The sequence below is a fragment of the Caenimonas koreensis DSM 17982 genome (assembly GCF_009646335.1).
GTDB lineage: Bacteria > Pseudomonadota > Gammaproteobacteria > Burkholderiales > Burkholderiaceae_C > Ramlibacter > Ramlibacter koreensis.
On the sequence record NZ_WJBU01000015.1, the window covers coordinates 17,515 to 39,409 of the forward strand.

Genomic DNA, 21,895 nt, shown 5'->3' on the forward strand with positions numbered 1-21,895 from the left:
GGTGTTGTGGGTGGTTTCAGCGGACGGCGATGACCTGGCCGAGGCTGATGTTGGGCAGGACATTGCCTGCCGTGGTCGTGATCGACAGAAGCGGCGAGGCGCCACTGAGCGAAATTGCGGTGACGGCGCCGCTGAGCGTGGTGCCGCCGTCAGTTGTGATGTCGACGTTGCGCCCGAGCAGGCCGATCGACTGCAGCGATGCCTGGTTGGCGACGAGCGTCGTCATCTTGTCGTTGAGCTCCTGCGTCTGTTGCAGCGAGGTGAACTGCGCCATCTGCGCCATGAACTGCTGGTTGTCCATGGGCTTGAGCGGGTCCTGGTAGGTCAGCTGGGTGAGCAGCACCTTCAAAAAGTCTTCCATGCCCAGCGGCTTGGCCTGGGTGGAGGCGGTAGGGGAGACGGATGAAATGCTCACGAGCGAGTCCTTTGAACGGTGGGGGGAGAAGGCAGGTCAGGTGCAGGTGCGCCTGCGAGTGCGTGGCCACGCAGGTCTTTCCCATTGCAGGCGAGCGACAGCATCTTCAAGCCCTGCGCATTGACCCACCGCTGCAGTTGCGCCGCGATGGCGTCGAGGTGCGGCAGCATGTCGGCGTGCATGCCGAGCCACAGGCGAATGCCGTCGGCAGACCAGTCGGCATGCAGGCGGATTGGTGTGGGCGCGGCCCTGGTGCCTGAGGCTCGCGATGGTTCGGGCTCGGCGGCGTCGCTGGGTGCGTCGACTGATGCCTGCTGCGGCGACCGCGATAGGAGTTGTGTCTGCGCTTGCGCCTGGGGCTGTGCCTGCGGTTGGGCGGGTAGGGCAGCGGCGATGGGCTGGGCAGACGCAAGCGGTTCGGCAGCGGCAAGCGGCGCCGCAGACGATGGAGCCATCGCTTGCGGTGCAGCCGATTCGCTGACTGGCATGGCCGCCATGTTGGTTGAGGCCGCGGTCGCGCTTGTTGCGGCTACCGCGGCCGTCGTGCTTGCCAATGCCATCGATGAGTGAGTCGCAATCTCGGGCTGTGCAGGCGCGCTTGCTCGCCCGCTCGCTTGTCCGTTCTCCGAAACGAGCTGGATTGCGCCGGCCATGTCTTCGAATGAAGGACGCCCTACGCTGGCGACGACCGGCCCGAATGACCGTAGTTCATCGGCCATCTTCTGTGTACCCACGAGCGCCGCCCGAAAGTGGATGTCGCCTGTCTGTGTGATCGTTGCAGTCGGCCTTGGCGCAGGGCTTTCCTGCAACGACTGATGAGCAGGCGCTGCGAGGCCATATGCGTCATGGCGGGGCGTTGCGGATGCATGCGCTGCCGGTGCATCGGCGCGCGCAGTTGGCGTATCGCTGCGCCGCTGCGCGTGGTGAGCGGCTTGCTTCACGATCGAGCTCGGTGATGCAATGCTCGCCGGCGCTGCGCTGGCTTTGGGTGCCTCTGGCGCGGCAGTCGGCGCAAAGGGCTGGTAGCCGATCACGCCGTGCGCGAACCACAGCGCCATCTGCGCTTGCTCCATCTCGCGCTGCCAGCTCGCTGCATGGCGCTGGTCGCCGCTGGCCGCTGCTGTTGGTGCCGCTGCAGCAGGCAGGGCGGGCCGCAAGCCCGCAGCGGCTTGTGGATTGATAGGCGGGCTACTCATGGTGGCGATCTCCTGGGTGTGACTGGGTTGCGTGTGAGCCAGTCGTCATCGGCTCGCACGCTGTCCTTGCGTTGTTGTTCCTGTATGAAGTGGCCAAGGGCCTCGTCGCGGTGGCGTTGCAGTGATTCGAGCCGCGCCTGCCGCTTCACGCTTTCAGCGCGTGCCGCGCTCTCGTGTTGTTCAAGCTCGGCGATGCGCAGGCGCGCTGCGGCCTGTTCACTGTGGACGCGCGCAAGAAAGTGCAGTGCACGCGTTTGCAGCGAAGGATCGACTCGCGTGCGCCACGCGTTGCCCGCATGAGCGGCTTGTTCGCGCGCGCGCTGTTCCAGTGCCGTGAGCGTGTGGCGTGCAGCGCCCAGCTGCGTGCAAAGCCCCGCCAGCTTCGCCAGCGCTTCGTCCAGCTGCCACTGCGCGCGTTGCCGCACGGGAGCCAGCGTGTCGTTGAAGCCGCGTGGGTCTGCCATCACGCCGATCCCGTCGAGACAATGGCCGTGAGTTGCGCCAGGCCTTCACCGGCTGCTGCGCCGCCGTCGCGCTGGCGCATCCAGGCGTGGAGCGCGGGCTGCAGCGCGAGTGCCTTGTCCAGCTCGCGGTTCGAGCCCGCTTCGTAGGCGCCGATGTCCACCAGCTGGCGGTTGCGCTCGAGCAGTGCGACTGTGCGAAGCGCGCTTGCCGCCGTTTGCAGTTGCGCAGGCTGCACGATGTCCGGCATCACGCGGCTGGCGCTTTGCAGCACGTCGATGGCCGGGTAGTGCCCCGTATGTGCGAGCTGACGCGACAGCACGATGTGCCCGTCGAGGATGGCGCGCATGTTGTCGGACACGGGCTCGTTCAGGTCGTCGCCCTCAACCAGCACCGTCATCAATGCCGTGATCGAGCCGCCCGATGGCGCAGTGCCGCAGCGTTCACACAGCTGCGGCAACTCTGAAAACACCGAAGGCGTGTAGCCGCGTGCCGTGGGCGGCTCGCCGGCGGCCAGGCCCACTTCACGACGCGCCATGGCGAAGCGCGTGATCGAATCCATCGTCAGCAGCACCTGCTGGCCCTGGTCGCGAAAATATTCGGCAATGGCCAGCGCTGCATTGGCGGCGCGCAGTCGCGACAGCGCCGGCTGGTCCGATGCCGCGACCACAACAACCGAGCGCGCGAGCCCGTCGGCGCCCAGCTGCAAGTCGATGAAGTCGCGCACTTCGCGGCCACGCTCGCCGATCAACGCGATCACATTCACGTCGGCCTTCACGTGGCGCGCAATCATCCCCAGCAGCGTGCTCTTGCCGACGCCGCTGCCAGCAAAAATGCCCATGCGCTGGCCCTGGCCGAGCGTGAGCAGCGAGTCGATCACGCGCACACCCGTGTCCAGCCGCTGGTGGATGCGCGGGCGGCCCATCGGGTTGCACGGCGTGGCGCGCAGCGCGCGCCGCTGCGACAGTTGCGGTGCCGGCTGGCCGTCGAGTGGCTCGCCGAAGCCATCGATCACGCGGCCGAGCAGTCCGCCGCCGACGCCGATGTGCGTTTGCGATGGCGCAGCAAGCACTTCGTCACCCGCTGACAAGCCGTGCAGGCCGCCGTAGGGCATCAGCAGCAAGCTGGCCGCCTTCACGGCGACGACTTCCGCGAGCACCGGTGCGGCTGCGCCCTGCGCTGGCGACGACCCGGGTGCGATCGAGAACATGTCGCCAATCGAAGCGCGCAGGCCTTCCACTTCGACAGTCAGGCCGCCGAGTTGCCGCACGTGTCCAACAGGCCGCGCCAGCTGCAGGCCGCGCAGTGATTGACGGTAAGGCGCGAGCAGCGAGCTCATGTCACGCGCGCTCCTGTCGCAGGGCCAGCATCGACTCGCGCCATGCCTGCAATTGCGTGTCGAGCCGCGCGTCGAGGCTGCCTTCGCTTGAGCGCAATTGCACGCCGCCCATTGGCATGTACGAATCCGCCACGATGGTCACGCGCTCACCATCGGGCCCCGGCACACCGGTCTCACGCAGCAAGGCGGCATCGGCAGGATGCAGGTGCAGCGCCAGCGACGACTTGTGGCGGTGGTCGGCCAGCAGTTTCGCGACTTGCGCACTCACGCCTTCGCGCGTGAGCGCCGCCGCACCGATCACTTTGCAAGTGGCTTCGAAGGCCAGCGCGACCAGGTCGTCGTGTGCGGCAGCAATGGCCTGGTTGGCGGCGTTTGCCACCGATGCGAGCAATGCGTCCAGGCGAGCGAGTCGTTGCTGCGCTGCCTGCTGCGTGTGTGCGTGCGCCGTCTCCAGCGCTTTCTGCGCTTCACGTTCAGCTTGCGCGTGGCCGGCGCGCAGGCCTTCGGCGTGGCCCTGTTCGATGGCGGCGGCGCGTGCGCTTTCGACTTGTGCGAGCGCGAGTGCGCGGCCTTGCGCGATGCCGCGTTGCAGGCCTTCAGCCACGCCTTCGTCGAAGCTGCGCACAGGCGCATTTGCCACGGCGGCAGCATCGGCTTTGTGCGAGGGGCGCCGCAACACATGCGGATGCGGTTGCATCGCCAGGCCGCGCACGAGCGACGGGCCAGTGTGGCCGGGCTGCGTGGGCTCGCTCGTGGCTAGCGTCATGACAGCACCCCTGCGATGCGGCGCCAACGCGAACGCCACCGTTGCGCCAGCCGGCCTTTGTGTGAGGGTGCGCGTTCAAGCGTGGGCCGGCGCTTGTCGATTTCGTCGCGCAGCGTTGCGGCGAGTCTGGGCGGCACGCTGGCTGCGGCACTTGCGCTGCGTCTGCGCTGGGCAACCGCGTTGCGCACGGTGGGCGAAAGCCCGGCCAGCAGCTGCTCGACAAAACCGGCGTCGTGTTCGCGCGTCACCAGCGCGATCAGTGACGCTGGCTCGCCAGACACGATGGCGGCGAGCTGCTGCGGGGTGTAGTCGCGTGCTGCGGGCGCCTTTGAACTTGCCGATGTTGCCGTCGCAACGCCGGAAAGTTGCGCGTCCGGCGCAATGCCCAGCGTCTGCAATTCAGCGATCAGGCGCTGCAGCTGGCTGCGGTGCGCGGGCGCAAGCTGCGACAGAACCCAGTCACGATCCTGGGGGTTGAGTGCGTGTAGCGTCAGCGCGCACTGGCGCACGGTGCGATCAGGCGTGGTTGTGTCGAACGTGTTCATTGGCGCGCTCCTGTGTCCAGCCAGTGATGCATCTGCTGCAGTACAGCGGCGCGTTCGGCCGAAGAGAGGGTGCGTGCCGTGGGCGAAGCGCGCGTGGCGCTGGACCGAACCCTCAGCCACACGGCAAGCCCGCACAGCGCTGCAATCAGCATGCATGCGAGCGCGATGACAACGGCTTGAGGACTCGACGCCAACGCGTCCAGCGGTGGCAGTGCTGCCGTTGAAGGCGCGGTGGTTCGCGCGGCAGGGGGGTGCGCTGCAGGAGCGACTGCCAGGGCAGGTGCCGAAGCAGCTGCCGAAGCAGGCGCCGCCGCACCACCTTGCGCAGTTGCAAGTGACTCGAACGCATGCATGCTTTGCACCACCACGGTGTCTGCCCGCTCGCCGCTCGTGCCTACGGCGGCGCCCACGAGCTGGCGCATGCGCTCGATCTGCTCGTCGCTCAAGGGCTGGCGCACGAGTGCCACGACTTGCAAATGCTTGATCGCACCGGGCTGGCTGGCCACCTGTTCGGTGCGCCGGCCCACCTGGTATTCGACTTCGCGCTGGCTGTTGGCCGCGCGCGTTGCCTCGCCCTGCGGGCTGAGCGGCGGGCCAGCATCGCGTGCGTTCTCGCGTTCACGCACGATGACGCCGCTCACGCCCTGACCGCCACGAGCGCCAAGCACTTCTTCCGTGGTCACGCGGACCTGGTCCATGTTCAGCGTGACATCCACGGTGGCGACGGCCTGGCCGGGGCCGAATGCGCTCTCCAGAACTTCCATGGCCTTGCGCGCGAGCATTCGCTCGGTGTCGCGCTTGAGATCAAGGCGCGCCGAGCCGATGTCCTGTTCACCTTCGGCGACAACAGGCCGCGTCAGCGCCACACCTTGCTGATCGACGATCGTCACGTCGTGCATCGTGATGCCGGGCACGGCTGCAGCAACCAGGCGCTGGATGCCGGTGATCTGTTCGGCCTGCAGAGCCATGCCCGGCTTCAGGCTCAACGTGATCGCCGCCTTTGCCTTGGACGTGGCGCGCTTGAACAGGCCCTCTTCGGGCAGCGCGAGGTGAACGCGCGCATCGCGTACCTGCGAGAGCGAAAGAATGGTGCGCGTGATCTCGCCTTGCAGCGCGCGCTGGTAGTTGATCTTCTGCGCGAACTCGGTCATGCCGAAGTCGGCGTTGTTGAACAGCTCAAATCCGGCTGCGCCGTGCAAAGGAATGTCCTTGCCCATCAACTTCATGCGTGTGGTGTGGACGGTCGCGGCGTCAACAAGAATCGTGTTGCCGTCAGCGGCGATGCGGTAGGGCTCCTTCATCCGTTCGAGTTCGGCCGTCATGGCAGCCGCGTCCTGCGGGTTCAGGTCAGCGAACAGCACCTGGTAGTCGGTGCGAAGCAGCCACGCGGCCAGGCCGGCAGTGGCAGCGACGATCAGTACTGCGCCTGCAATCAGGCCGCCGCGCGATCGGGCATTGAGTGAATTCCAGAAGTCGGTGATCACAGCGGTCCCCAGTCATGCCGCCCGGTGGGCGGCAGATGTCTTGTCTTGTCGAATGTGGATGGAGAGGAAGATAAGCGAGAGGCGCAGGCCTCACACCTGCATCTTCATGACGTCCTGATAGGCCTCAAGCAGGCGGTTGCGCACCTGCATCATCAGCTGCAAGGAGATGCGTGACTCCTCCAGGCGGATCATCATTTGATGCAGGTTCTGCGTGTCGCCTGCAGCGAGCCGTTGCATATCGGCCTGGCTGGCCAGCAGCTTCTGGTTGACTTCGCCCAGGCCCTTGGTGATCAGCTCGCCGAAGGGCACGCCGGTGGCGCTGCCAGTTGTGTGCACTGCTGATGGTGCGACTGGCGCGACCATGTCGTTTGGCAGGACGGCGTTGACCGGCATCGCTGCAATCGCTTCGACCGGCACTGTCATGACGCACCTCCGATGTCGAGTGCTTTCAACGCCATGGTGCGAGCCATGTTCATCGCGGCAACGTTTGCTTCATAGGCACGCGTTGCGCTCATCATCGTGACCATCTCGGTGGCGGTGTCGACACCAGGATAGGTGACGAAGCCTTGCGCATCGGCTTGCGGATGGCCGGGCTCGTGCACTTTGCGCGGCGGGACTTGCGCAGGCTCGACGCGGACTGCGGGCAGTTGCGCTGCAACAGGGTTGTCGCTTTCCATCAGTGCGGCAAACGTGTCGCTTGATGCTGCTTGCGCGACGACTCGCATGGGCGTGTAGCCAGCCTGGCCCGCAGCTTGTGTGGTGTGTGCGTTGGCAAGGTTGAGCGCCGCGACTTCAACGCGCGTGCGCTCGAGCTCCATGCCGGCGGCGCTGATTGCAAAGGTGGTTTGGTGAGACATGGTGATTCCTGCAATGTGTCGGTCAGCGCTTGCCGTCGCTCGCCGCCAGCGAGAGCAGCGAGAGGTGACGGCTCAGCGCCCGGGTGAGCGCCTGGTACTGCACGGCGTTGCCCGCCATGTCGGCCATCTGCGCGTCCAGGTGCACCTTCAGGGGTGCGCCGTTGGAGTCGAGCGCCGGCGTGGTTTCGACGCGCACGCCTGCGAGCGAAAAGGCGTCGATGTAGCCTTTGCTGTCGAGCGAGCGGCGCGCTTGCTCCATCTGCGACGCGAAGTCGACTTGCTGCGTCACATACCCCTCGGTGGCGTGATTGGCGATGTTGCTGGCAATGGCCTGGTGGCGCAGGGCCGCCGCGTCGAGCGCGAGCCCGAGTGCTGTGGTGGTGATGGCTTCGAGGCCTTCAGTCATGTGTTGCTCCTGGATTCATGTGCCGCGCTACTGCACGACGAGTTCGGCATGCAGTGCGCCTGCAGCCTTGATGGCACGCAGGATCGAGATCACGTCGCGCGTGCTGGTTTTCAGCCGCGCGAGCGACTGCACAAGGTCAGCGACGGTGGTGCCCGACGCGAGGTAGCCCGGGCCGTTCGGCTCGTCCACATCGACGCGCGTGTTGCGCACGGCCGCTGTTCGCACGCCGGTGCCTGCGCCTGCGACGAAGCTGGGCTGTGAGACGGTGTTTTGCGAGGCGATGGAAATCTTCAGGTCGCCATGTGAGATCGCTACGCGCGCGATGCTCACGTCGCCACCGGCGACCACCGTGCCGGTGCGTTCGTTGATGACGACCTTGGCGCGGCGGTCTGGTTGCACCGCTACGTTTTCAATACGGGCGATGAATCCGACGACTTGCGCGCGCGAGGCCTCGGGCACGGCGATGTCGATGCCCGAAGCGTCACGTGCTTGCGCGATGTCCTGCCCGAACTGGCTGTTGATGGCCGAGGCCACACGGCTTGCCGTCGTGTAGTCAGGATCGGCCAGTACGAAGGTGATGCTTTGCTGTGGTGCTGCTTGCTGCGCGCTGGCAGGTATTTCTACGACTGCGCCTCCCGGCACTGAGCCGACCGTCGGATGGTTCTTCTGCACCACGTTGCCGTTCGAGTCGTAGCGATAGCCGCCGACGGAAAGCGGCCCTTGCGCCAGCGCATGCACGCGGCCATCCGGTCCCTTGAGCGGCGTGAGAAGCAAGCTGCCGCCGACGAGGCTGCGTGCGTCGCCGGCTGAACTCACGGTGATGTCGAGGCCGTCGCCTTCGCGCGCGAAGCTGGGCAGGGCTGCACTGACCATCACCACGGCGGTGTTGCGGCTCTGGATCTGCTCCGCAGGCACGGTGAGGTTGAACTGCGCGAACACATTCGCCAATGCCTGGCGTGTGGTGCGGTTGCCCGGCGAGTCACCCGTGCCTGCAAGGCCGGTCACGATGCCGTAGCCCACCAGCGTGTTGTCGCGCCAGCCCTGCAGCTTGCCCAGGTCTTTGACGCGGATGGGCGCCTGCTGTGCCTCTGCTGTGGCGGAACGCGCATGCGGGTGCGCGGCGATCGTGCACAGCGCGACCAGCACTGCTGCGCTGGCATGCAAGACGTGCTTCATCACAGGCCCACCCAATCGATGAGCTTGCGCCACCACGCGCGCTGCTGCCGCTGCGAGACTTCGCCTTCGCCAAGGTAGGTGATGCGCGCGTCGGCCAGGCGCGTCGAGAGCACAACGTTGCCGTCGGAGATGTCCTGTGGACGCACGCGGCCTTCGAGCGAGACCTTCTGCTGCTCGGCGTTGACGACCAGCAGCTGCTCGCCCGCGACACGCAGGTCGCCATTGGCGAGCACTTCGCGCACGGAGACGCTCAGGGTAATCAACACACGGTTGGCGCGTTGCGTGCTGCCGCCGCCGTCGAAGTCGCCACCTACGCCAAGGCCCGCATCCGCGCGGCGCGAGCCGTGCGTGAGCTCTGCATTGACGGTGTTCTTGCGGCGCGTGCCGGTATCGGTCGACGTGGAGGCGCTGGAGTTCTCGAAGACTTGAACAGTCAGCAAGTCGCCAACGCGAAAGGCTTTGTTATCGGATGCCAGGGGCCGGTAGGTGGCTTCGTCGAAGAGGCTGCCTGCCGTTGCCGCCGTTGTCGTGATGAGGGCCGCGACCACAAGGGATGCGGCGCGAACTGTCGCGCTCATAGCGTGGCCTCCACGCGGCCCGGCGCCGTGACGCGCGCTGCAACCAGCCCGTTTTCTGCGCGCACGTTGACTGTCTCGCCCACGTTGCCGTCCTGCATGGCTTGTGCGCGCCGCTCAAGTTCAACGGGGCCTGATTTCAGTTGCAGCAAAACCCATTGACCGCGTGCCACGCCTGGCACCGCTGCTTCAGGTGCGGCGGCAATCGATGGCTTCGTGCCGGCGAGCACAGCGCCGCTGGGGGAGATGCCGCGAATCACTGATTCATCCGCGCCCGTCCACAGCGTGCGTGAATGCGCAAGCCCCAGCTGCATGCGGATCCATCGTGCGACGACGTCACGCCTGACGACAGCCGTGGCGCCTGGACGCGGCGCATGGCCGACGGGTAGTGCGACGAGTTGCTGGATGGCAGCCAGGTCGCGTGTGCGCACGATCGCGAGATCGCCCAGGCGCAGAGGACCCGGCAGTGCCGATACCTGTGGCCTCAACTCGATCTGCACTTCAGCGGGGCCGGGCTCGCCCGGCTGCGCGTGCACACCGAGCGGTGCCATGGCTGCGATCAGCAGCGAGAGGGTGAGTGGCTTCATGGTCACCATCACTTGCGCAGGTTGTTCGCCATGCCAAGCATTTCGTCAGCCGCTTGCACGACCTTCACGCTCGCTTCATAGGCGCGCTGGGCCAGCATCAGGTTCACCATCTCGTCGACCATCTTCACGTTCGACATTTCGACGAAACCTTGCGCCAGCGTCCCCGCGCTGGTGTCGCCTGGTCGCGCGACGACTGCTTCGCCCGAGGCTTCTGTCGCGCGGTACAGGTTGTCGCCCTGAATCGCGAGCTGCGAAGGACTGGCAAAACGGACGAGCTCGATCTGCCCGGCATCGATGGGCGTCGCGCGGTTGGCGATGCGGATGAGTACGCGGCCGTCTGCGCCGATGCTGATCGACTCTGCGTTGTCCGGCACGGCTATTGAAGGGCGCAGCGCCTGGCCGGCCTGTGTGGCGAGCAGGCCGTCTTTGTTGACCTTGAGCGAGCCGCCACGCGTGTAGCCTGCGCCGCCATCGGGCAGCGTCACTTCGATGAAGCCCTCGCCGCGAATCGCGATATCCAGCGGCGAGTCGGTCTTCTTCAAGTCGCCCGCTTCGAACATGCGCGTCACGCTCGTGGCGGCTACGCCGGCAGCGCTGCGCTGCAGTGGAGTTGCGGCCGTGTTGTCTTCGGCAGACACACCGCGCACGCTTTCGCGCAGCATCAGATCGGAGAACCCGATGCGGCCCTTCTTGAAAGCGACGGTGTTTGCGTTGGCGAGGTTGTGGGCGATCGTCTCGATGCTGGTCTGTTGGGCCTGCATGCCGGTGGCGCCTATGGCGAGTGCTTCGAACATGGGAGTGGTGGGTTCGTGTGGGCTGGGAAATGGAGTCAGTTGTCGCCGAGCTTGCGAATGGCGTTGCCGAGCATGTCGTCCCAGCCCTGCACAACTTTTTGCATGGTTTCGAAGTGGCGCATCGAGGTGACGAGCTGCGTCATCTCGCGGGCGGAATTCACGTTCGAGTTCTCCACATAGCCCTGGCGCAACTGCACTTCGGCGTCGGCCACGGGTTTCATGCCCGTGCCGGGCGCAAAGAGCCCATCGCTCAGGCGCGTCATGGAGGTTGCGTTGTCGAACTCGACGACTTTGATGCGTGCGAGGGTGGTGGCATCAGCAGCGGTTGATGTGCGCACAGCGCCCGTCACATCGATCACCGGGCTGGCAGTGCCAGGTGTGATCTCGCCGCCTGTTCCCATCACGGCATGGCCCTTGTCCGTGACAAGGCGGCCCCGTGCGTCGACATGGAAGGTGCCGTTGCGCGTGTAGGCAGGGCCGTCACCGGTCATGACTTCGAAGAAGCCCTTGCCGGCGAGAGCGAGGTCGAACGGCTGGCCGGTGAACTTCAGTGTGCCGACGCGGCTGTCGCTCGTTGACTCGATGCGCGCGAGCGGCATCGCGATGGTGTCGGCTGCGGTTGCATCCATCGCGCCTAGCTGCGAGGCGAAGCTTGCGACCACTGGCGCTTGCGTCGTGATGCCGCGCTTGTAGCCCGGCGTCAATGTGTTGGCGAGGTTCATCGCCACCTGTTCAACACGCGCCATGTCGCCTTGCATGCTCTGCAGGCTGATGCCAAGAATCTCATTCATGTGATGGCTTTCAAATCGTGACCACGCTGTACGACTTCAGGTCGATGGTCTGGGGGATTTCGGTGAGTGAGAGCACGCGCAAGTGCGGAATCGCGCGCTCGCACAGGGCGCGGATGTGCCGGCGCAAATCGGGTGCGCACAGCACCACGGGCAGCAGGTTGTTCTTCATCATCTGCTCGGCCTGCTGCATCAGCCGGCTCATGAATTGCTCGGCCAGGCGCGGCTCCAGCGCGTAGGCGCGGTTGTCGGATTGCGCCGATTGCAGGCCTTGCAGGAGACGGCTTTCGATCATCGGATCGAGCGTCATGACTTGCAGCGATGTCGCTTCACCCAGCAGGCCCTGACAGATGGCATGGCCCAGGCGCTGGCGAACGAATTCGGTCAACAGGCTGGTGTCTTTGGTGTGGCGTCCGCAGTCGGCGAGCGTTTCCAGAATTGCATCGATGTGGCGGATCGACACCTTCTCGCGCAGCAGGTTCTGCAGCACCTTCTGAACGTCACTCACCGACAGGACCGTGGGGATGAGTTCCTCGACGAGGCCGGGCTGGCTCTGCCGCACGCGCGCGAGCAGGCGGTCGGTTTCGGCGCGCGTGAGCAGCGTCGCGGATTCGCGGCGCAGGATTTCGGTCAGGTGCGTCATGAGCACCGTGGGGCCATCGACGAGCGTGAACTTGGCGGCCGCAGCAGCAAGGCGCTGCTCTTCATCGATCCAGAGCGCGGGCAACCCGTAAGTAGGGTCGCGCGTCACCTCGCCGGGAATGCTGCGCACGTCGCCCGCGGGATGGATCGCGAGCCATTGCGCGATGCGCGCCTCGCCGCGAGCCAGGGCAGCGCCGTCGACATTGATCTCGTATTTGTCTGCCGCCAGACGGGTGGAGTGCTTGAAGCGAACACGCGGAAGCACCAGCCCGAAGTCCAGGGCGTGCTGCTTGCGAAACGCCTTGATGCGGTCCATGAACAGGCCGTCTGTCTGCGTGACCAGCGTGACCCAGTTGCTGCCGACGTGGACTTCAATGGGCTCGACCGGCAGCGTTGCGTAGGGGTCGTCGCCGGTGGCTGATTTGTCTGGATCAGAGTCGGCCTCGCTAGCGGATTCGTCGGCATTCGACTTCTGTGCGCGATGTGCAATGAACGCGACGGCCAGCACACCTGCGAGCAACGTCAGCGTTGGCAACGCCGGGATGCCGGGCAGCAGCAACAGTCCGCACAACGCCCCCGCTACAAGCAGCAAGGTCTTCGGGAATGACGTGATCTGCTTGAGCGCCTGCTTGCTCAGGTTGGCATCCGATGCCGAGCGCGTGACGATGATGCCGGTGCCCACCGCGATGACGAGTGCGGGCACTTGCGTCACGATGCCGTCGCCAATCGTGAGCAGCGTGTACGTCTGCAGCGCCTGCCCCCATGGGATGTGGTGTTGCATCACGCCGATCAGCAAGCCGCCGATGATGTTGATCAAAAGAATGACGATGCCTGCAATCGCGTCGCCCTTGACGAATTTGCTGGCGCCGTCCATCGCGCCATAGAAGCCCGCTTCTTTCTCGATGTTCTTGCGGCGGCGCTGCGCCTCGGCCTGATCGATGAAGCCCATGTTCAAGTCAGCGTCAATGCTCATCTGCTGGCCGGGCATGCTGTCGAGCGTGAAGCGCGCCGCAACTTCCGACACGCGTTGCGCACCACTGGTGACCACGACGTACTGCACCACGATGAGGATCAAAAAGACGATCAGGCCGATGACGTAGTTGCCGCCCACGACATACGCACCCACGGCGCCGATCACTTTGCCTGCGTTGCCGTCGGACAGGATCAGCCGCGTGGCCGCGACGTTGAGTGACAGGCGAAAGAGTGTTGCGATCAGCAGGAGCGACGGAAACGTGGAGAACTCCACCGGCCGCGCCATATAGAACGTCAGCAACAGGATCAGGAAGGCAAAGCAGAAATTCGCAAGGATCAGGAAGTCGAGCAGCGCGCTCGGGATCGGCGCGAAGAGCACCACGAGCACGCCGAGCACCAGCATCACCAACGCGATGTCGCTGTGCTTGCCGAAGAAGGTCTGCAGCGCTTTCACGGCGCCACCTCTGCCAGCGCGTTCCTGCCGTTCGCCATGCGCGCGTCGCGCATGGCGAAGACCCACACCAGGATTCGTGCAACCTGCGAATACAGCTGCGCGGGAACATGCTGGTCGACTTCGAGCGAGCGATAGAGCTCGCGCGCCAGCGGCGGGTTCTGCACGATCGGGATGTTGTGACGCGCGGCAATCGTGCGCATGCTCGCGGCCAGCGTGCCCGCGCCCTTGGCGACCATTTGCGGGGAATGCATTTGCCCGTGCACGTAGCGCAGTGCCACGGCAACGTGCGTCGGGTTGGTCAGCAGCACATCGGCTTGTGCGGTGTGCCGCACGGCCATGCTGCGCTTCAAGGCCTCGCGCCGCAACTCGCGCAGGCGCGCACGGATTCGCGGATCGCCTTCGCGGTGGCGGTTCTCGTCTTTCATCTCGCGCCGGCTCATGCGCATCTTCTGGCTGAATTCGCGGCGCGTGAAGGCGTAGTCGGCCGCGGCGATCAGGCACAGCATGAGCGCGAGCTTCAGCGCGGTGGCTGCGACGTCGTCCATCACGGTGTGGGCGAGCGTTGCAGCCGGCAGGGCCGAGAGGTGAAAGAACTGCGGCACCAGCGCCTTGAGCGCGTGATAGATGACCACCGACAGCAGCAGCAATTTCACGATGGCGCGTGCGCCGTCGAAAAGCGTGCGGGCTGAAAAAACTTTCTTGAAACCGTTGACCGGATTGAGGCGATCGAAATCCGGCTTGACGGGTTCTGCCGAGGCAATCGGGCCTGTCTGTACCAGTGTTGACACGATCGCAGCCAGCATCAAGGCGCCCAGGAACGGGGCAAGCATCGACATGCCCTCGCTGATGACCTTTGAAACAATCCGCCAGAGGTTCGCTGCACTCGGATCGAGACGCGCCGCCTGTGAGAGCAGCTGATGGTCGAAGCGGAATTGCGCCGCCAGGCCGTCCCATCCTTGCCAGTAAAGGTATGCCGCTGCCGTGGTGAAAACGACAGCGGAGACCACTTCGGTGCTCTTGCCGACCTGGCCCTTGTCACGCGCCTTTTGCAGCTTGTAGGGCGTGGCGGCTTCGTTGCGATCGAGGTCTTGCTCGGCCATCAGCGCACCGCCGTTGCCGCCGCAGGTGCGGCTGAAAAGATGCCGTCCCATGTGCGGTAGATCGAGCCATACACGCGGTTCAGGGCTGCGCCCATGCCACCGACCCAGAGCGAAAGCGCGACCAGGCCCACGATGATCTTCACCGGCATGCCTATGACGAACATGTTCATCTGCGGCAGGTTGCGGGCCACGACACCAAGCGCGAGCTCGACGAGCAGCAGGCACACGACGACGGGCGCGGCAAGCGCGAAGCCCAGTGAGAACAGCGCACCCGCCTGCTTGATGATCCACGGCGCGCTGGCGCTGATGGGCCACGCATGGCCGAGGGGAAAGCGTTCGAGGCTGAATGCAATGCCGCGCAGCAGTGCATGAGGTCCATCCGCCAGGAAGAAGACGACGACGCCGAGCTTGTCGAATGCGGATGTCAGCACCGGAATCTGGCGCCGTGTGAGCGGGTCGAATACCTGCGCCATGCCAAAGCCGACCTGCTGGTCGACGAGCCGGCCGGCAAAGCTGATGGCGGCGAATGCCGTGATGATTCCGAGGGCCAGGGTGGCGCCCAGTGAGAGTTCGAAGAAGCAGGCCGCGACAAGCTCGCCTGTTTGCAAAGAGAGCGCAGCCGTCATCGACTCACTCGGGACGCCGAGCGCCAGCGCAGCAGCCAGTGCAACGACGAGCAAAACGCGAACAACGCCCGGAACGCTGAACGCAGCAAGCAGCGGCGTCATTGCGAAGACGGCGGCCAGTCGCAGCGAAAGCAGGAACACCGCGAGGATGTAGCCCTGGTCAGGGATCGCGCTCCAAAGGGCCTGTTGAAGTTCGGCAAACATGTTCGCGGCCGCCTAGAACATCGACGGGATTTGCGTCCACAGGCGCGTGGTGAACTGGGACAGCGTGCGCAGCATCCACGGCCCAAAGACAACGAGGCAAATGCCTGCGGTCACCAGCTTCGGCACGAAGGTCAGGGACATTTCCTGCACCTGCGTGACGACTTGCAAGACACTGATCGCCAGACCCACCAGCATGACCAGCCCCAGCACGGGCAGGCACACGAGCAGGCCAGTCCAGAACAGGTCGGCCATCATCGAGATGGCGAGATCCGAATGCATTGAAGTCTTTCTTGGGGGATTGATGCGAACGCATCCAAAAGCAGCGCGGATTATGAAAAATGAAACCTAAACTTGTAACAAGACTTAGGTATTTGGCCAAATCATGTGACCATTTTTACTAAAAAAATGTCTGAAACTTCATATGTATTGCGTAGCCGCTTTGGCTGCGTGCCTGCCCCAACCTTTGAAAATCGTGTTCATGAATCCAGACTCCGCCACCAGCCGATTGACGCGCCTGGAGCCACTGCTCGCGCAGGATCCCCAAAACCTTCTGCTTCTGGCGGATGCGACGGACGCTGCTATGGCCGCAGGCGCTTTGGCCCGTGCCGAAGAGTTGGTTGCTTGTGGCCTTGAACTGTCCGCAGGCGGTGCGGCATGGCAATTCAGGCGGGCGACGCTTCGCATCGCGCAGCGACAGCTCGACGAAGCGCGCGCCATCCTGGCTTCATTGGCGGCCGCTGACGACGCGGGGCATCCCGCCATCGTCCATAACCTGGCCTACATCGAATTCCTGCAGGGCCACCACGCCGCGAGTGCAGCGGTTCTGCGGCCATGGGTGGATGGCCCGTCCAGCTCGACGGCTTCGGCCACAGCACCCGCGACGCAGGCGCTGTGGTTGCGTTCACTCCACCACATGGGTTCGCTCGAAGAAGCGTGGGCCTGGACGCAAAAGCAGCTGCTGGGCGCAACGCTGAGCGCAAGGGGTGCAGCCGTAGCCAGTCTCATCGCGCTGGAGCGCTCGGATGTCGATGCCGCCAACCGACTGGCGCAGCAGGCGCTTGATGGCGGCGTGCGCGAGATCGAGCCGCTGGTCGCGCGCGCTGGCGCGGCGCTGGCGGCCCGCGACACTGCGCTGGCCAAGGGCCTGTTCAACGAAGCGCTGCTGCTCAATCCTGCAGACGCTCGCAGCTGGTCCGGCCTGGGTCTGGCGGCCATGCTTGACCATGACTTTGCCGCGGCGAAGGCGGCGTTTGAAAAGGCCGTTGCCACGGGTCGGGGCGGAGCCGACTCGCTGCAGGGCCTGGCGTGGGCGCAAGAGCTCCTGCGCCGCGCCGGCCTGCCAACCGGGCCGGTCGACAGGCACTGACGCTAACCCGGCGAGGCGTAGCCGTCCGCATTCGTGGCGTCAGCTGTCTGAAGCAGAAATTTCGCCGCCTGTTGCGCGGCGAGCGCAATCTCGGCGTCGCTGTCCAGCTGATGCTCGACATGGTCGAGCATCACCGCAAAGTTCGGGTCATTGGCGATATCCGGACCAAGCTCGGCCATGACCACGGTCTCCAGAAACATGCGCAGCGCCTTGCTGGCGCGATCCGGGTCGTCGCGCCCGATGGAGCGAATGCGCACAGCCACAGCGGACGAAAGATCGCCGGATGCGTGCGCCACCTGCGGCTTGCGCCGGGTTCGCGCGCCGGACGCAACCTTGCCGCCTGCGCGCCTGGAGCGCGCGAAGCCCACCTGCGCCCGGATGAGCGCGGCGAGCTGGCTGGCTGGATCGACTGCCGTCACTTGAAGTCCTTCTCTTTCTGATCTTGCGCAGTTGATCTTAGGGGAATCGGTGCGCGGTCCGCGGGGCTAAAATTGACGCCGCCCCAGCGCCGTTGTGCTGACCGTGGCGCCCATCAATCCCTCTAGTCTGGACTTCACCATGCCTCTCGTTTCCATGCGCGAACTGCTGGACCATGCCGCCGAGAACGGCTATGGCATTCCGGCCTTCAACGTCAACAACCTCGAACAGGTCCAGGCCGTGATGGAAGCAGCGAAGGAGACCGGTGCGCCGGTCATTCTTCAGGCTTCCGCCGGTGCCCGCAAATATGCGGGCGAGCCGTTTATCAAGCACCTGATCCTGGCCGCGCTTGAGTCGTACCCGGACATTCCACTTGTCATGCACCAGGACCACGGCCAGTCACCCGCTGTATGCGAAGGCGCTATCGGCCTGGGCTTCTCGTCGGTGATGATGGACGGCAGCCTTGAAGCCGACGGCAAGACCATCGCGAGCTACGACTACAACGTGGAGGTCACGCGCAAGGTTGTTGACATGGCTCACAAGTCGGGCGTCACGGTCGAAGGCGAGCTGGGCTGCCTCGGTTCGCTGGAGACGATGAAGGGCGACAAGGAAGACGGCCACGGCACTGATTCGACGATGACCCGCGAGCAACTGCTCACCGACCCCGAGCAAGCCGCCGATTTCGTCAAGCGTACGCAACTCGACGCGCTGGCCATCGCCATCGGCACGAGCCACGGCGCCTACAAGTTCTCGCGCAAGCCCACGGGCGACATCCTTGCCATCGACCGCATCCGCGAAATCAACAAGCGCATTCCCAACACGCACCTGGTGATGCACGGCTCGTCGTCGGTGCCGCAGGAGTTGCTGGCCATGATCAACCAGTACGGCGGCAAGATGAAGGAAACGTACGGTGTGCCGGTCGAGGAAATCCAGGAAGCGATCAAGTTCGGCGTGCGCAAGATCAACATCGACACCGACATTCGCCTGGCCATGACGGGCGCGGTGCGCAAGTTCCTGGCCGAGAACCTCGACAAGTTCGATATGCGCGACTGGATGAAGCCCGCGCGTGAGGCCGCCAAGCAAGTCTGCAAGGCGCGCTACCTGCAGTTCGGCTGCGAAGGCCAGGCCGCGAAGGTCAAGACGCATTCGCTGCAAGTTGTGGCCAAGAAGTATGAGCAAGGCGAGCTCGCGCAGGTTGTTAATTGACCACTGCCGTCCATACCTCCAATATCACCTCACTTGCGTTGTTGGCGCGCGGCAAGGTGCGCGACAACTATGCGGTGGGCGATGACCGCATCCTGATGGTCGCGAGCGACCGGCTCTCGGCCTTCGACGTGATCATGGGCGAGCCGATTCCGGGCAAGGGCGAGCTGCTGACGCAAATGGCGCTGTTCTGGTTCGACAAGCTCGGCCACATCTGCCCCAACCACCTCACGGGCGATTCGCCCGAGAGCGTGGTGAAGGCTGATGAAGTGCCGCAGGTCGCCAATCGCTCGATGCTGGTCAAGCGTCTGAAGCCGATTCCTGTCGAGGCTGTAGTGCGCGGGTACCTCGCGGGCAGCGGCTGGAAGGAATACCAGGAGTCGCAGTCGGTGTGCGGTGTGAAGCTGCCCGCTGGCTTGAAGAACGCGAGCAAATTGCCTGAGCCGATTTTCACGCCGGCAGCGAAGGCCGCCATGGGCGAGCACGACGAAAACATCAGCTACGAGCAAGTCGTGGCGATTGTCGGGCCCGCGCTCGCCGCGCAGATTCGCGACCTGAGCATCCAGATCTACAAGGAAGCGGCGGCCATTGCCCTGACCAAGGGCATGATCATTGCCGACACGAAATTCGAATTCGGCCTGGATGAAAAAGGCACGCTCGTACTGATGGACGAGGTCCTCACGCCCGACTCGTCACGCTACTGGCCGGTCGAAGGTTACGAGGCCGCGTTTCGCGCCGGACAAAATCCGCCGAGCTACGACAAGCAGTTTGTGCGCGACTGGCTTGAGTCTGTGCGTATCGACGGCAAGCCCTGGGACAAGACGCCGCCCGCGCCGCGCCTGCCGCAAGAGGTCGTTGAAAAAACCGCTGCGAAGTACCGGGAGGCACTGCAACGGCTGAAGGCCTGAGCGGGTCTGGGTCGCGTCAGCTCAATACCACGCTCGACAGCCTGCGCCGGTAGGTCGCCACCACCGGATCATCCGGCGGGATCTGCCCCTCGGCGACTTTGGGTTTGGGCGGCTCGATGATGTCGAGCACGGCAATGTAGGTCTTGCGCGCGAGGTCATCGCTCCATGACTTGTCGCGCATCAGGATTTCCAGCAACTCGTCCATCGCGTCGGTCCAGTGCTGCTGTGCCATCAGCACCTGCGCGCGGGCATAGCGCGCATCGAAGTCGCGCTTGTTCGCGGCAATGCGCGCGTCGAACTCGGCAGTGTCCTTGCCGTAAGCGGCGTCCAGGGCGTTCATCCACTTTTGCAGTGAATCGAAGCCACGCACGAGGGATGTCTTGGCGATCACCGGCGCGAACGCAACCTTTGCGTCGTCAGTGCGGCCAGCCAGCAGCAGGGCTTTGACGTAGCCAAAACGCGCTTCGTCGTTCGAGGGGTCGGTGGCGACGGCATGCTGCAGCTTTTCGAGCTGCGCCTCGGGGCCGGCATCTGCCGCGTCGAGTTCGGGCTCGATCTCCTCTTCGGGCATGTCCTCAGCAGGCGGGATGTGCTTGTCGAGGAACTCGCGAATCTTGCCTTCGGGTAGTGCGCCCATGAAGCCATCGACGGGCTGGCCGTTCATCAGCAGGATGACGGTGGGAATGCTGCGGATGCCGAATGCCGAGGCCAGTTGCTGTTCGGCGTCGGAGTCAATCTTGACCAGCTTGAACCGGCCTTCGTAAGCCGTCTCCAGCTTTTCGAGGATCGGCCCGATCACTTTGCAGGGGCCGCACCAGGTGGCCCAGAAGTCCACCAGCACGGGTTGTGTCATCGAGGCCTGGATGACCTCGGCTTCAAAATTCTCAATGGTGACGTCGATCATCGGATGGAAGTTGAGTGCAAATCGTAAAATTCAACCTTTAGGGGCACCAATGAGCTCGATTCAGGTTGGCGTGGTGATGGGTTCCAGCAGCGACTGGGACACCTTGCAGCATGCAGTGGCAATTCTCCAGGAATTCGGTATCTCGCACGAGGCGCGGGTCGTTTCGGCGCATCGCATGCCGGACGACATGTTCGCCTACGCGCAAGACGCCGCCCCTCGCGGCTTGCAGGCGATCATCGCAGGTGCGGGCGGCGCGGCACATCTGCCGGGCATGCTCGCCTCCAAGACCACGGTGCCGGTCCTTGGCGTGCCGGTTGCGAGCAAGCATCTCCATGGTGTCGATTCGCTGCACAGCATCGTGCAGATGCCGCGTGGCATCCCGGTGGCCACCTTCGCGATCGGCGCGGCGGGCGCTGCCAATGCAGCACTATTCGCAGTCGCCATGCTCGCCAACCATGATGCAGCGCTGCGCGCCAGGCTCGACGCCTTCCGCTCGAAGCAGACCGAAGCCGCGCGCGCCATGACGCTGCCGCCCGCTCCATGACGCCTGACGCGATCCTGCCGGGCGCGACGCTCGGCGTGATGGGGGGCGGCCAGCTCGGCCGCATGTTCGTGCATGCAGCGCAGCGCATGGGCTATTTCACGGCCGTGCTCGATCCGGACGCGGCCAGCCCTGCGGGCCTCGTGAGCCATCACCACATCCACACTGACTATCTCGATGCGGATGGGCTCGGCCGCCTTGCCGGCATCAGCGCGGCGATCACGACCGAATTCGAGAACGTGCCTGCTGCAGCGCTGTCGACGCTGGCTTCGACGCGGCCCGTCGCGCCCGGCGCGCACGCTGTTGAAATTGCACAGGACCGCATCAGGGAGAAGGCGCACTTTGTGAGGTGCGGTGTTCCATGCGCGCCGTACGCGGCGATCGAAACCGTCGAAAACCTTGTTGATGTCCCCGCAGAGCTGTTGCCGGGCTTGCTCAAGACAGCGCGCCTGGGCTACGACGGCAAGGGCCAGGCGCGTGTGAACACCCGCGAAGAACTGGCACAGGTCTGGGAGGCCATGGGCCGCGTGCCGTGCGTGCTCGAAAAGCTGTTGCCGCTCTCGTGGGAATGCTCCGTGATCGTCGCGCGTGGGCGCGATGGCCAGATGGTTCACTTGCCTGCGCAACGCAATTTGCATCGTGAAGGCATCCTCGCTGTCACGCAGGTCATGGAAGGCGCCGTCCCTGAGCCGCAGGCGCAGCAAGCCATTGAAGCGACGAAAGCAATCGCCCAGGGCCTCGACTACGTCGGCGTGCTGTGCGTGGAGTTTTTTGCGCTCGCTGATGGCTCACTTGTGGTGAACGAGATGGCGCCGCGCCCGCACAACAGCGGGCACTACAGCATGGACGCGTGCGATGTCTCGCAGTTCGAATTGCAGGTGCGAACGCTGGCCGGATTGCCATTGACCCAGCCGCGCCTGCACAGCCCAGCCATCATGCTGAACCTGCTGGGTGACTTGTGGTTTGCGCAGGGCGAGGCCGAAGCAACGCCGCCGTGGGCGCAAGTGCTGGCGCTGCCTGGCACCAGCTTGCACCTGTACGGCAAGCACAGCGCCCGCAAGGGCCGCAAGATGGGCCACCTGAACATCACGCGGGCCACGCCGCAAGCTGTGCGCGAGACAGCGCTGCAGGCGGCGGCGCTGCTGGGCATCGAGCCTTTCTGATTCGC

The 21,895-nt window shown here is 64.8% G+C and carries 26 protein-coding genes; 5 read left to right on the plus strand and 21 right to left on the minus strand.

From position 1 onward, the window contains the following. Positions 1-16 precede the first annotated feature (16 nt). The 19 genes from GHT07_RS15420 to GHT07_RS15510 all read right to left on the minus strand — a co-directional run bounded on the left by GHT07_RS15420 (position 17) and on the right by GHT07_RS15510 (position 15,667). Entirely contained in the window at positions 17-415 is a 399-nt protein-coding gene (locus GHT07_RS15420) for a flagellar hook capping FlgD N-terminal domain-containing protein (protein ID WP_323740963.1), read from the minus strand. Next, positions 412-1,611, minus strand: a complete 1,200-nt coding sequence (locus tag GHT07_RS15425; RefSeq protein ID WP_153586006.1) for a hypothetical protein — start codon at positions 1,609-1,611, stop codon at positions 412-414. The genes GHT07_RS15420 and GHT07_RS15425 overlap by 4 nt, the downstream gene beginning before the upstream one ends. Beyond that, positions 1,608-2,075, minus strand: coding sequence for a flagellar export protein FliJ (locus tag GHT07_RS15430; protein WP_153586007.1), 468 nt, complete (start codon positions 2,073-2,075; stop codon positions 1,608-1,610). Before GHT07_RS15430 ends, GHT07_RS15425 begins: the two co-directional genes overlap by 4 nt. Then, on the minus strand, positions 2,075-3,412 hold the full coding sequence (locus GHT07_RS15435; RefSeq protein ID WP_153586008.1) for a FliI/YscN family ATPase: 1,338 nt from the start codon (positions 3,410-3,412) through the stop codon (positions 2,075-2,077). The genes GHT07_RS15430 and GHT07_RS15435 overlap by 1 nt, the downstream gene beginning before the upstream one ends. A 1-nt stretch (position 3,413) precedes the next feature. Then, positions 3,414-4,178 carry a FliH/SctL family protein gene (locus tag GHT07_RS15440; protein WP_153586009.1) on the minus strand — a complete coding sequence of 255 codons (765 nt, stop codon included), beginning with the start codon at positions 4,176-4,178 and terminating at the stop codon, positions 3,414-3,416. After that, the gene (locus tag GHT07_RS15445; RefSeq protein ID WP_153586010.1) at positions 4,175-4,723 is read right to left on the minus strand and encodes a hypothetical protein; all 549 of its coding nucleotides are present in this window, start codon (positions 4,721-4,723) and stop codon (positions 4,175-4,177) included. The genes GHT07_RS15440 and GHT07_RS15445 overlap by 4 nt, the downstream gene beginning before the upstream one ends. Further along, a complete protein-coding gene (gene fliF, locus GHT07_RS15450; RefSeq protein ID WP_323740964.1) occupies positions 4,720-6,207 on the minus strand; it encodes a flagellar basal-body MS-ring/collar protein FliF in 1,488 nt (495 codons plus the stop codon). The genes GHT07_RS15445 and fliF overlap by 4 nt, the downstream gene beginning before the upstream one ends. A 90-nt stretch (positions 6,208-6,297) precedes the next feature. Further along, positions 6,298-6,630, minus strand: a complete 333-nt coding sequence (gene fliE, locus GHT07_RS15455; RefSeq protein WP_153586012.1) for a flagellar hook-basal body complex protein FliE — start codon at positions 6,628-6,630, stop codon at positions 6,298-6,300. Then, positions 6,627-7,064 (minus strand): flagellar basal body rod protein FlgC, encoded by a 438-nt coding sequence (gene flgC / locus GHT07_RS15460; protein WP_153586013.1) that lies wholly within the window; start codon positions 7,062-7,064, stop codon positions 6,627-6,629. Before flgC ends, fliE begins: the two co-directional genes overlap by 4 nt. A gap of 22 nt (positions 7,065-7,086) precedes the next feature. Next, on the minus strand, positions 7,087-7,470 hold the full coding sequence (locus tag GHT07_RS15465) for a flagellar basal body rod protein FlgB (protein WP_153586014.1): 384 nt from the start codon (positions 7,468-7,470) through the stop codon (positions 7,087-7,089). A gap of 27 nt (positions 7,471-7,497) precedes the next feature. After that, a complete protein-coding gene (locus tag GHT07_RS15470; RefSeq protein WP_153586015.1) occupies positions 7,498-8,646 on the minus strand; it encodes a flagellar basal body P-ring protein FlgI in 1,149 nt (382 codons plus the stop codon). After that, complete coding sequence (locus GHT07_RS15475) at positions 8,646-9,224, minus strand: flagellar basal body L-ring protein FlgH (protein WP_153586016.1); 579 nt, start codon at positions 9,222-9,224, stop codon at positions 8,646-8,648. Before GHT07_RS15475 ends, GHT07_RS15470 begins: the two co-directional genes overlap by 1 nt. Next, complete coding sequence (locus GHT07_RS15480) at positions 9,221-9,808, minus strand: flagella basal body P-ring formation protein FlgA (protein WP_194792959.1); 588 nt, start codon at positions 9,806-9,808, stop codon at positions 9,221-9,223. Before GHT07_RS15480 ends, GHT07_RS15475 begins: the two co-directional genes overlap by 4 nt. An 8-nt stretch (positions 9,809-9,816) precedes the next feature. Further along, entirely contained in the window at positions 9,817-10,602 is a 786-nt protein-coding gene (gene flgG, locus GHT07_RS15485) for a flagellar basal-body rod protein FlgG (RefSeq protein ID WP_153586018.1), read from the minus strand. A gap of 35 nt (positions 10,603-10,637) precedes the next feature. After that, the gene (locus GHT07_RS15490; protein ID WP_153586019.1) at positions 10,638-11,393 is read right to left on the minus strand and encodes a flagellar hook-basal body protein; all 756 of its coding nucleotides are present in this window, start codon (positions 11,391-11,393) and stop codon (positions 10,638-10,640) included. A 10-nt stretch (positions 11,394-11,403) separates the two neighbouring features. Then, positions 11,404-13,407, minus strand: a complete 2,004-nt coding sequence (locus tag GHT07_RS15495) for a flagellar biosynthesis protein FlhA (protein WP_153586112.1) — start codon at positions 13,405-13,407, stop codon at positions 11,404-11,406. Positions 13,408-13,454: 47 nt separating this feature from the next. Then, positions 13,455-14,609: an EscU/YscU/HrcU family type III secretion system export apparatus switch protein gene (locus tag GHT07_RS15500; protein ID WP_228488375.1), complete on the minus strand. Its 1,155-nt coding sequence runs from the start codon at positions 14,607-14,609 to the stop codon at positions 13,455-13,457. Next, positions 14,558-15,388 (minus strand): flagellar biosynthetic protein FliR, encoded by an 831-nt coding sequence (gene fliR, locus GHT07_RS15505; RefSeq protein ID WP_153586020.1) that lies wholly within the window; start codon positions 15,386-15,388, stop codon positions 14,558-14,560. The genes GHT07_RS15500 and fliR overlap by 52 nt, the downstream gene beginning before the upstream one ends. A 12-nt stretch (positions 15,389-15,400) precedes the next feature. Then, positions 15,401-15,667 carry a flagellar biosynthetic protein FliQ gene (locus tag GHT07_RS15510; protein WP_153586021.1) on the minus strand — a complete coding sequence of 89 codons (267 nt, stop codon included), beginning with the start codon at positions 15,665-15,667 and terminating at the stop codon, positions 15,401-15,403. 199 nt (positions 15,668-15,866) lie between these two features. On the opposite strand from GHT07_RS15510, the gene GHT07_RS15515 reads away from it, so the two are divergent. Beyond that, positions 15,867-16,754, plus strand: coding sequence for a hypothetical protein (locus GHT07_RS15515; protein WP_153586022.1), 888 nt, complete (start codon positions 15,867-15,869; stop codon positions 16,752-16,754). 2 nt (positions 16,755-16,756) lie between these two features. On the opposite strand, the gene GHT07_RS15520 is transcribed toward GHT07_RS15515, so the two are convergent. Continuing rightward, positions 16,757-17,173: a hypothetical protein gene (locus GHT07_RS15520; RefSeq protein WP_153586023.1), complete on the minus strand. Its 417-nt coding sequence runs from the start codon at positions 17,171-17,173 to the stop codon at positions 16,757-16,759. Between the two features lie 139 nt (positions 17,174-17,312). Here GHT07_RS15520 and fba point away from each other — a divergent pair, with 139 nt between their 5' ends. Both fba and GHT07_RS15530 read left to right on the plus strand, forming a co-directional pair. Beyond that, positions 17,313-18,377 carry a class II fructose-bisphosphate aldolase gene (gene fba, locus GHT07_RS15525; protein WP_153586024.1) on the plus strand — a complete coding sequence of 355 codons (1,065 nt, stop codon included), beginning with the start codon at positions 17,313-17,315 and terminating at the stop codon, positions 18,375-18,377. Next, on the plus strand, positions 18,374-19,282 hold the full coding sequence (locus GHT07_RS15530) for a phosphoribosylaminoimidazolesuccinocarboxamide synthase (protein WP_153586025.1): 909 nt from the start codon (positions 18,374-18,376) through the stop codon (positions 19,280-19,282). The genes fba and GHT07_RS15530 overlap by 4 nt, the downstream gene beginning before the upstream one ends. A 16-nt stretch (positions 19,283-19,298) precedes the next feature. On the opposite strand, the gene trxA is transcribed toward GHT07_RS15530, so the two are convergent. Further along, the gene (gene trxA / locus GHT07_RS15535) at positions 19,299-20,186 is read right to left on the minus strand and encodes a thioredoxin (protein ID WP_153586026.1); all 888 of its coding nucleotides are present in this window, start codon (positions 20,184-20,186) and stop codon (positions 19,299-19,301) included. A 49-nt stretch (positions 20,187-20,235) separates the two neighbouring features. Between trxA and purE the strand changes: the two genes are divergently transcribed. After that, positions 20,236-20,730 (plus strand): 5-(carboxyamino)imidazole ribonucleotide mutase, encoded by a 495-nt coding sequence (purE, locus tag GHT07_RS15540; RefSeq protein ID WP_153586027.1) that lies wholly within the window; start codon positions 20,236-20,238, stop codon positions 20,728-20,730. Next, positions 20,727-21,890, plus strand: coding sequence for a 5-(carboxyamino)imidazole ribonucleotide synthase (locus tag GHT07_RS15545; protein ID WP_153586028.1), 1,164 nt, complete (start codon positions 20,727-20,729; stop codon positions 21,888-21,890). Before purE ends, GHT07_RS15545 begins: the two co-directional genes overlap by 4 nt. Positions 21,891-21,895: the final 5 nt, after the last annotated feature.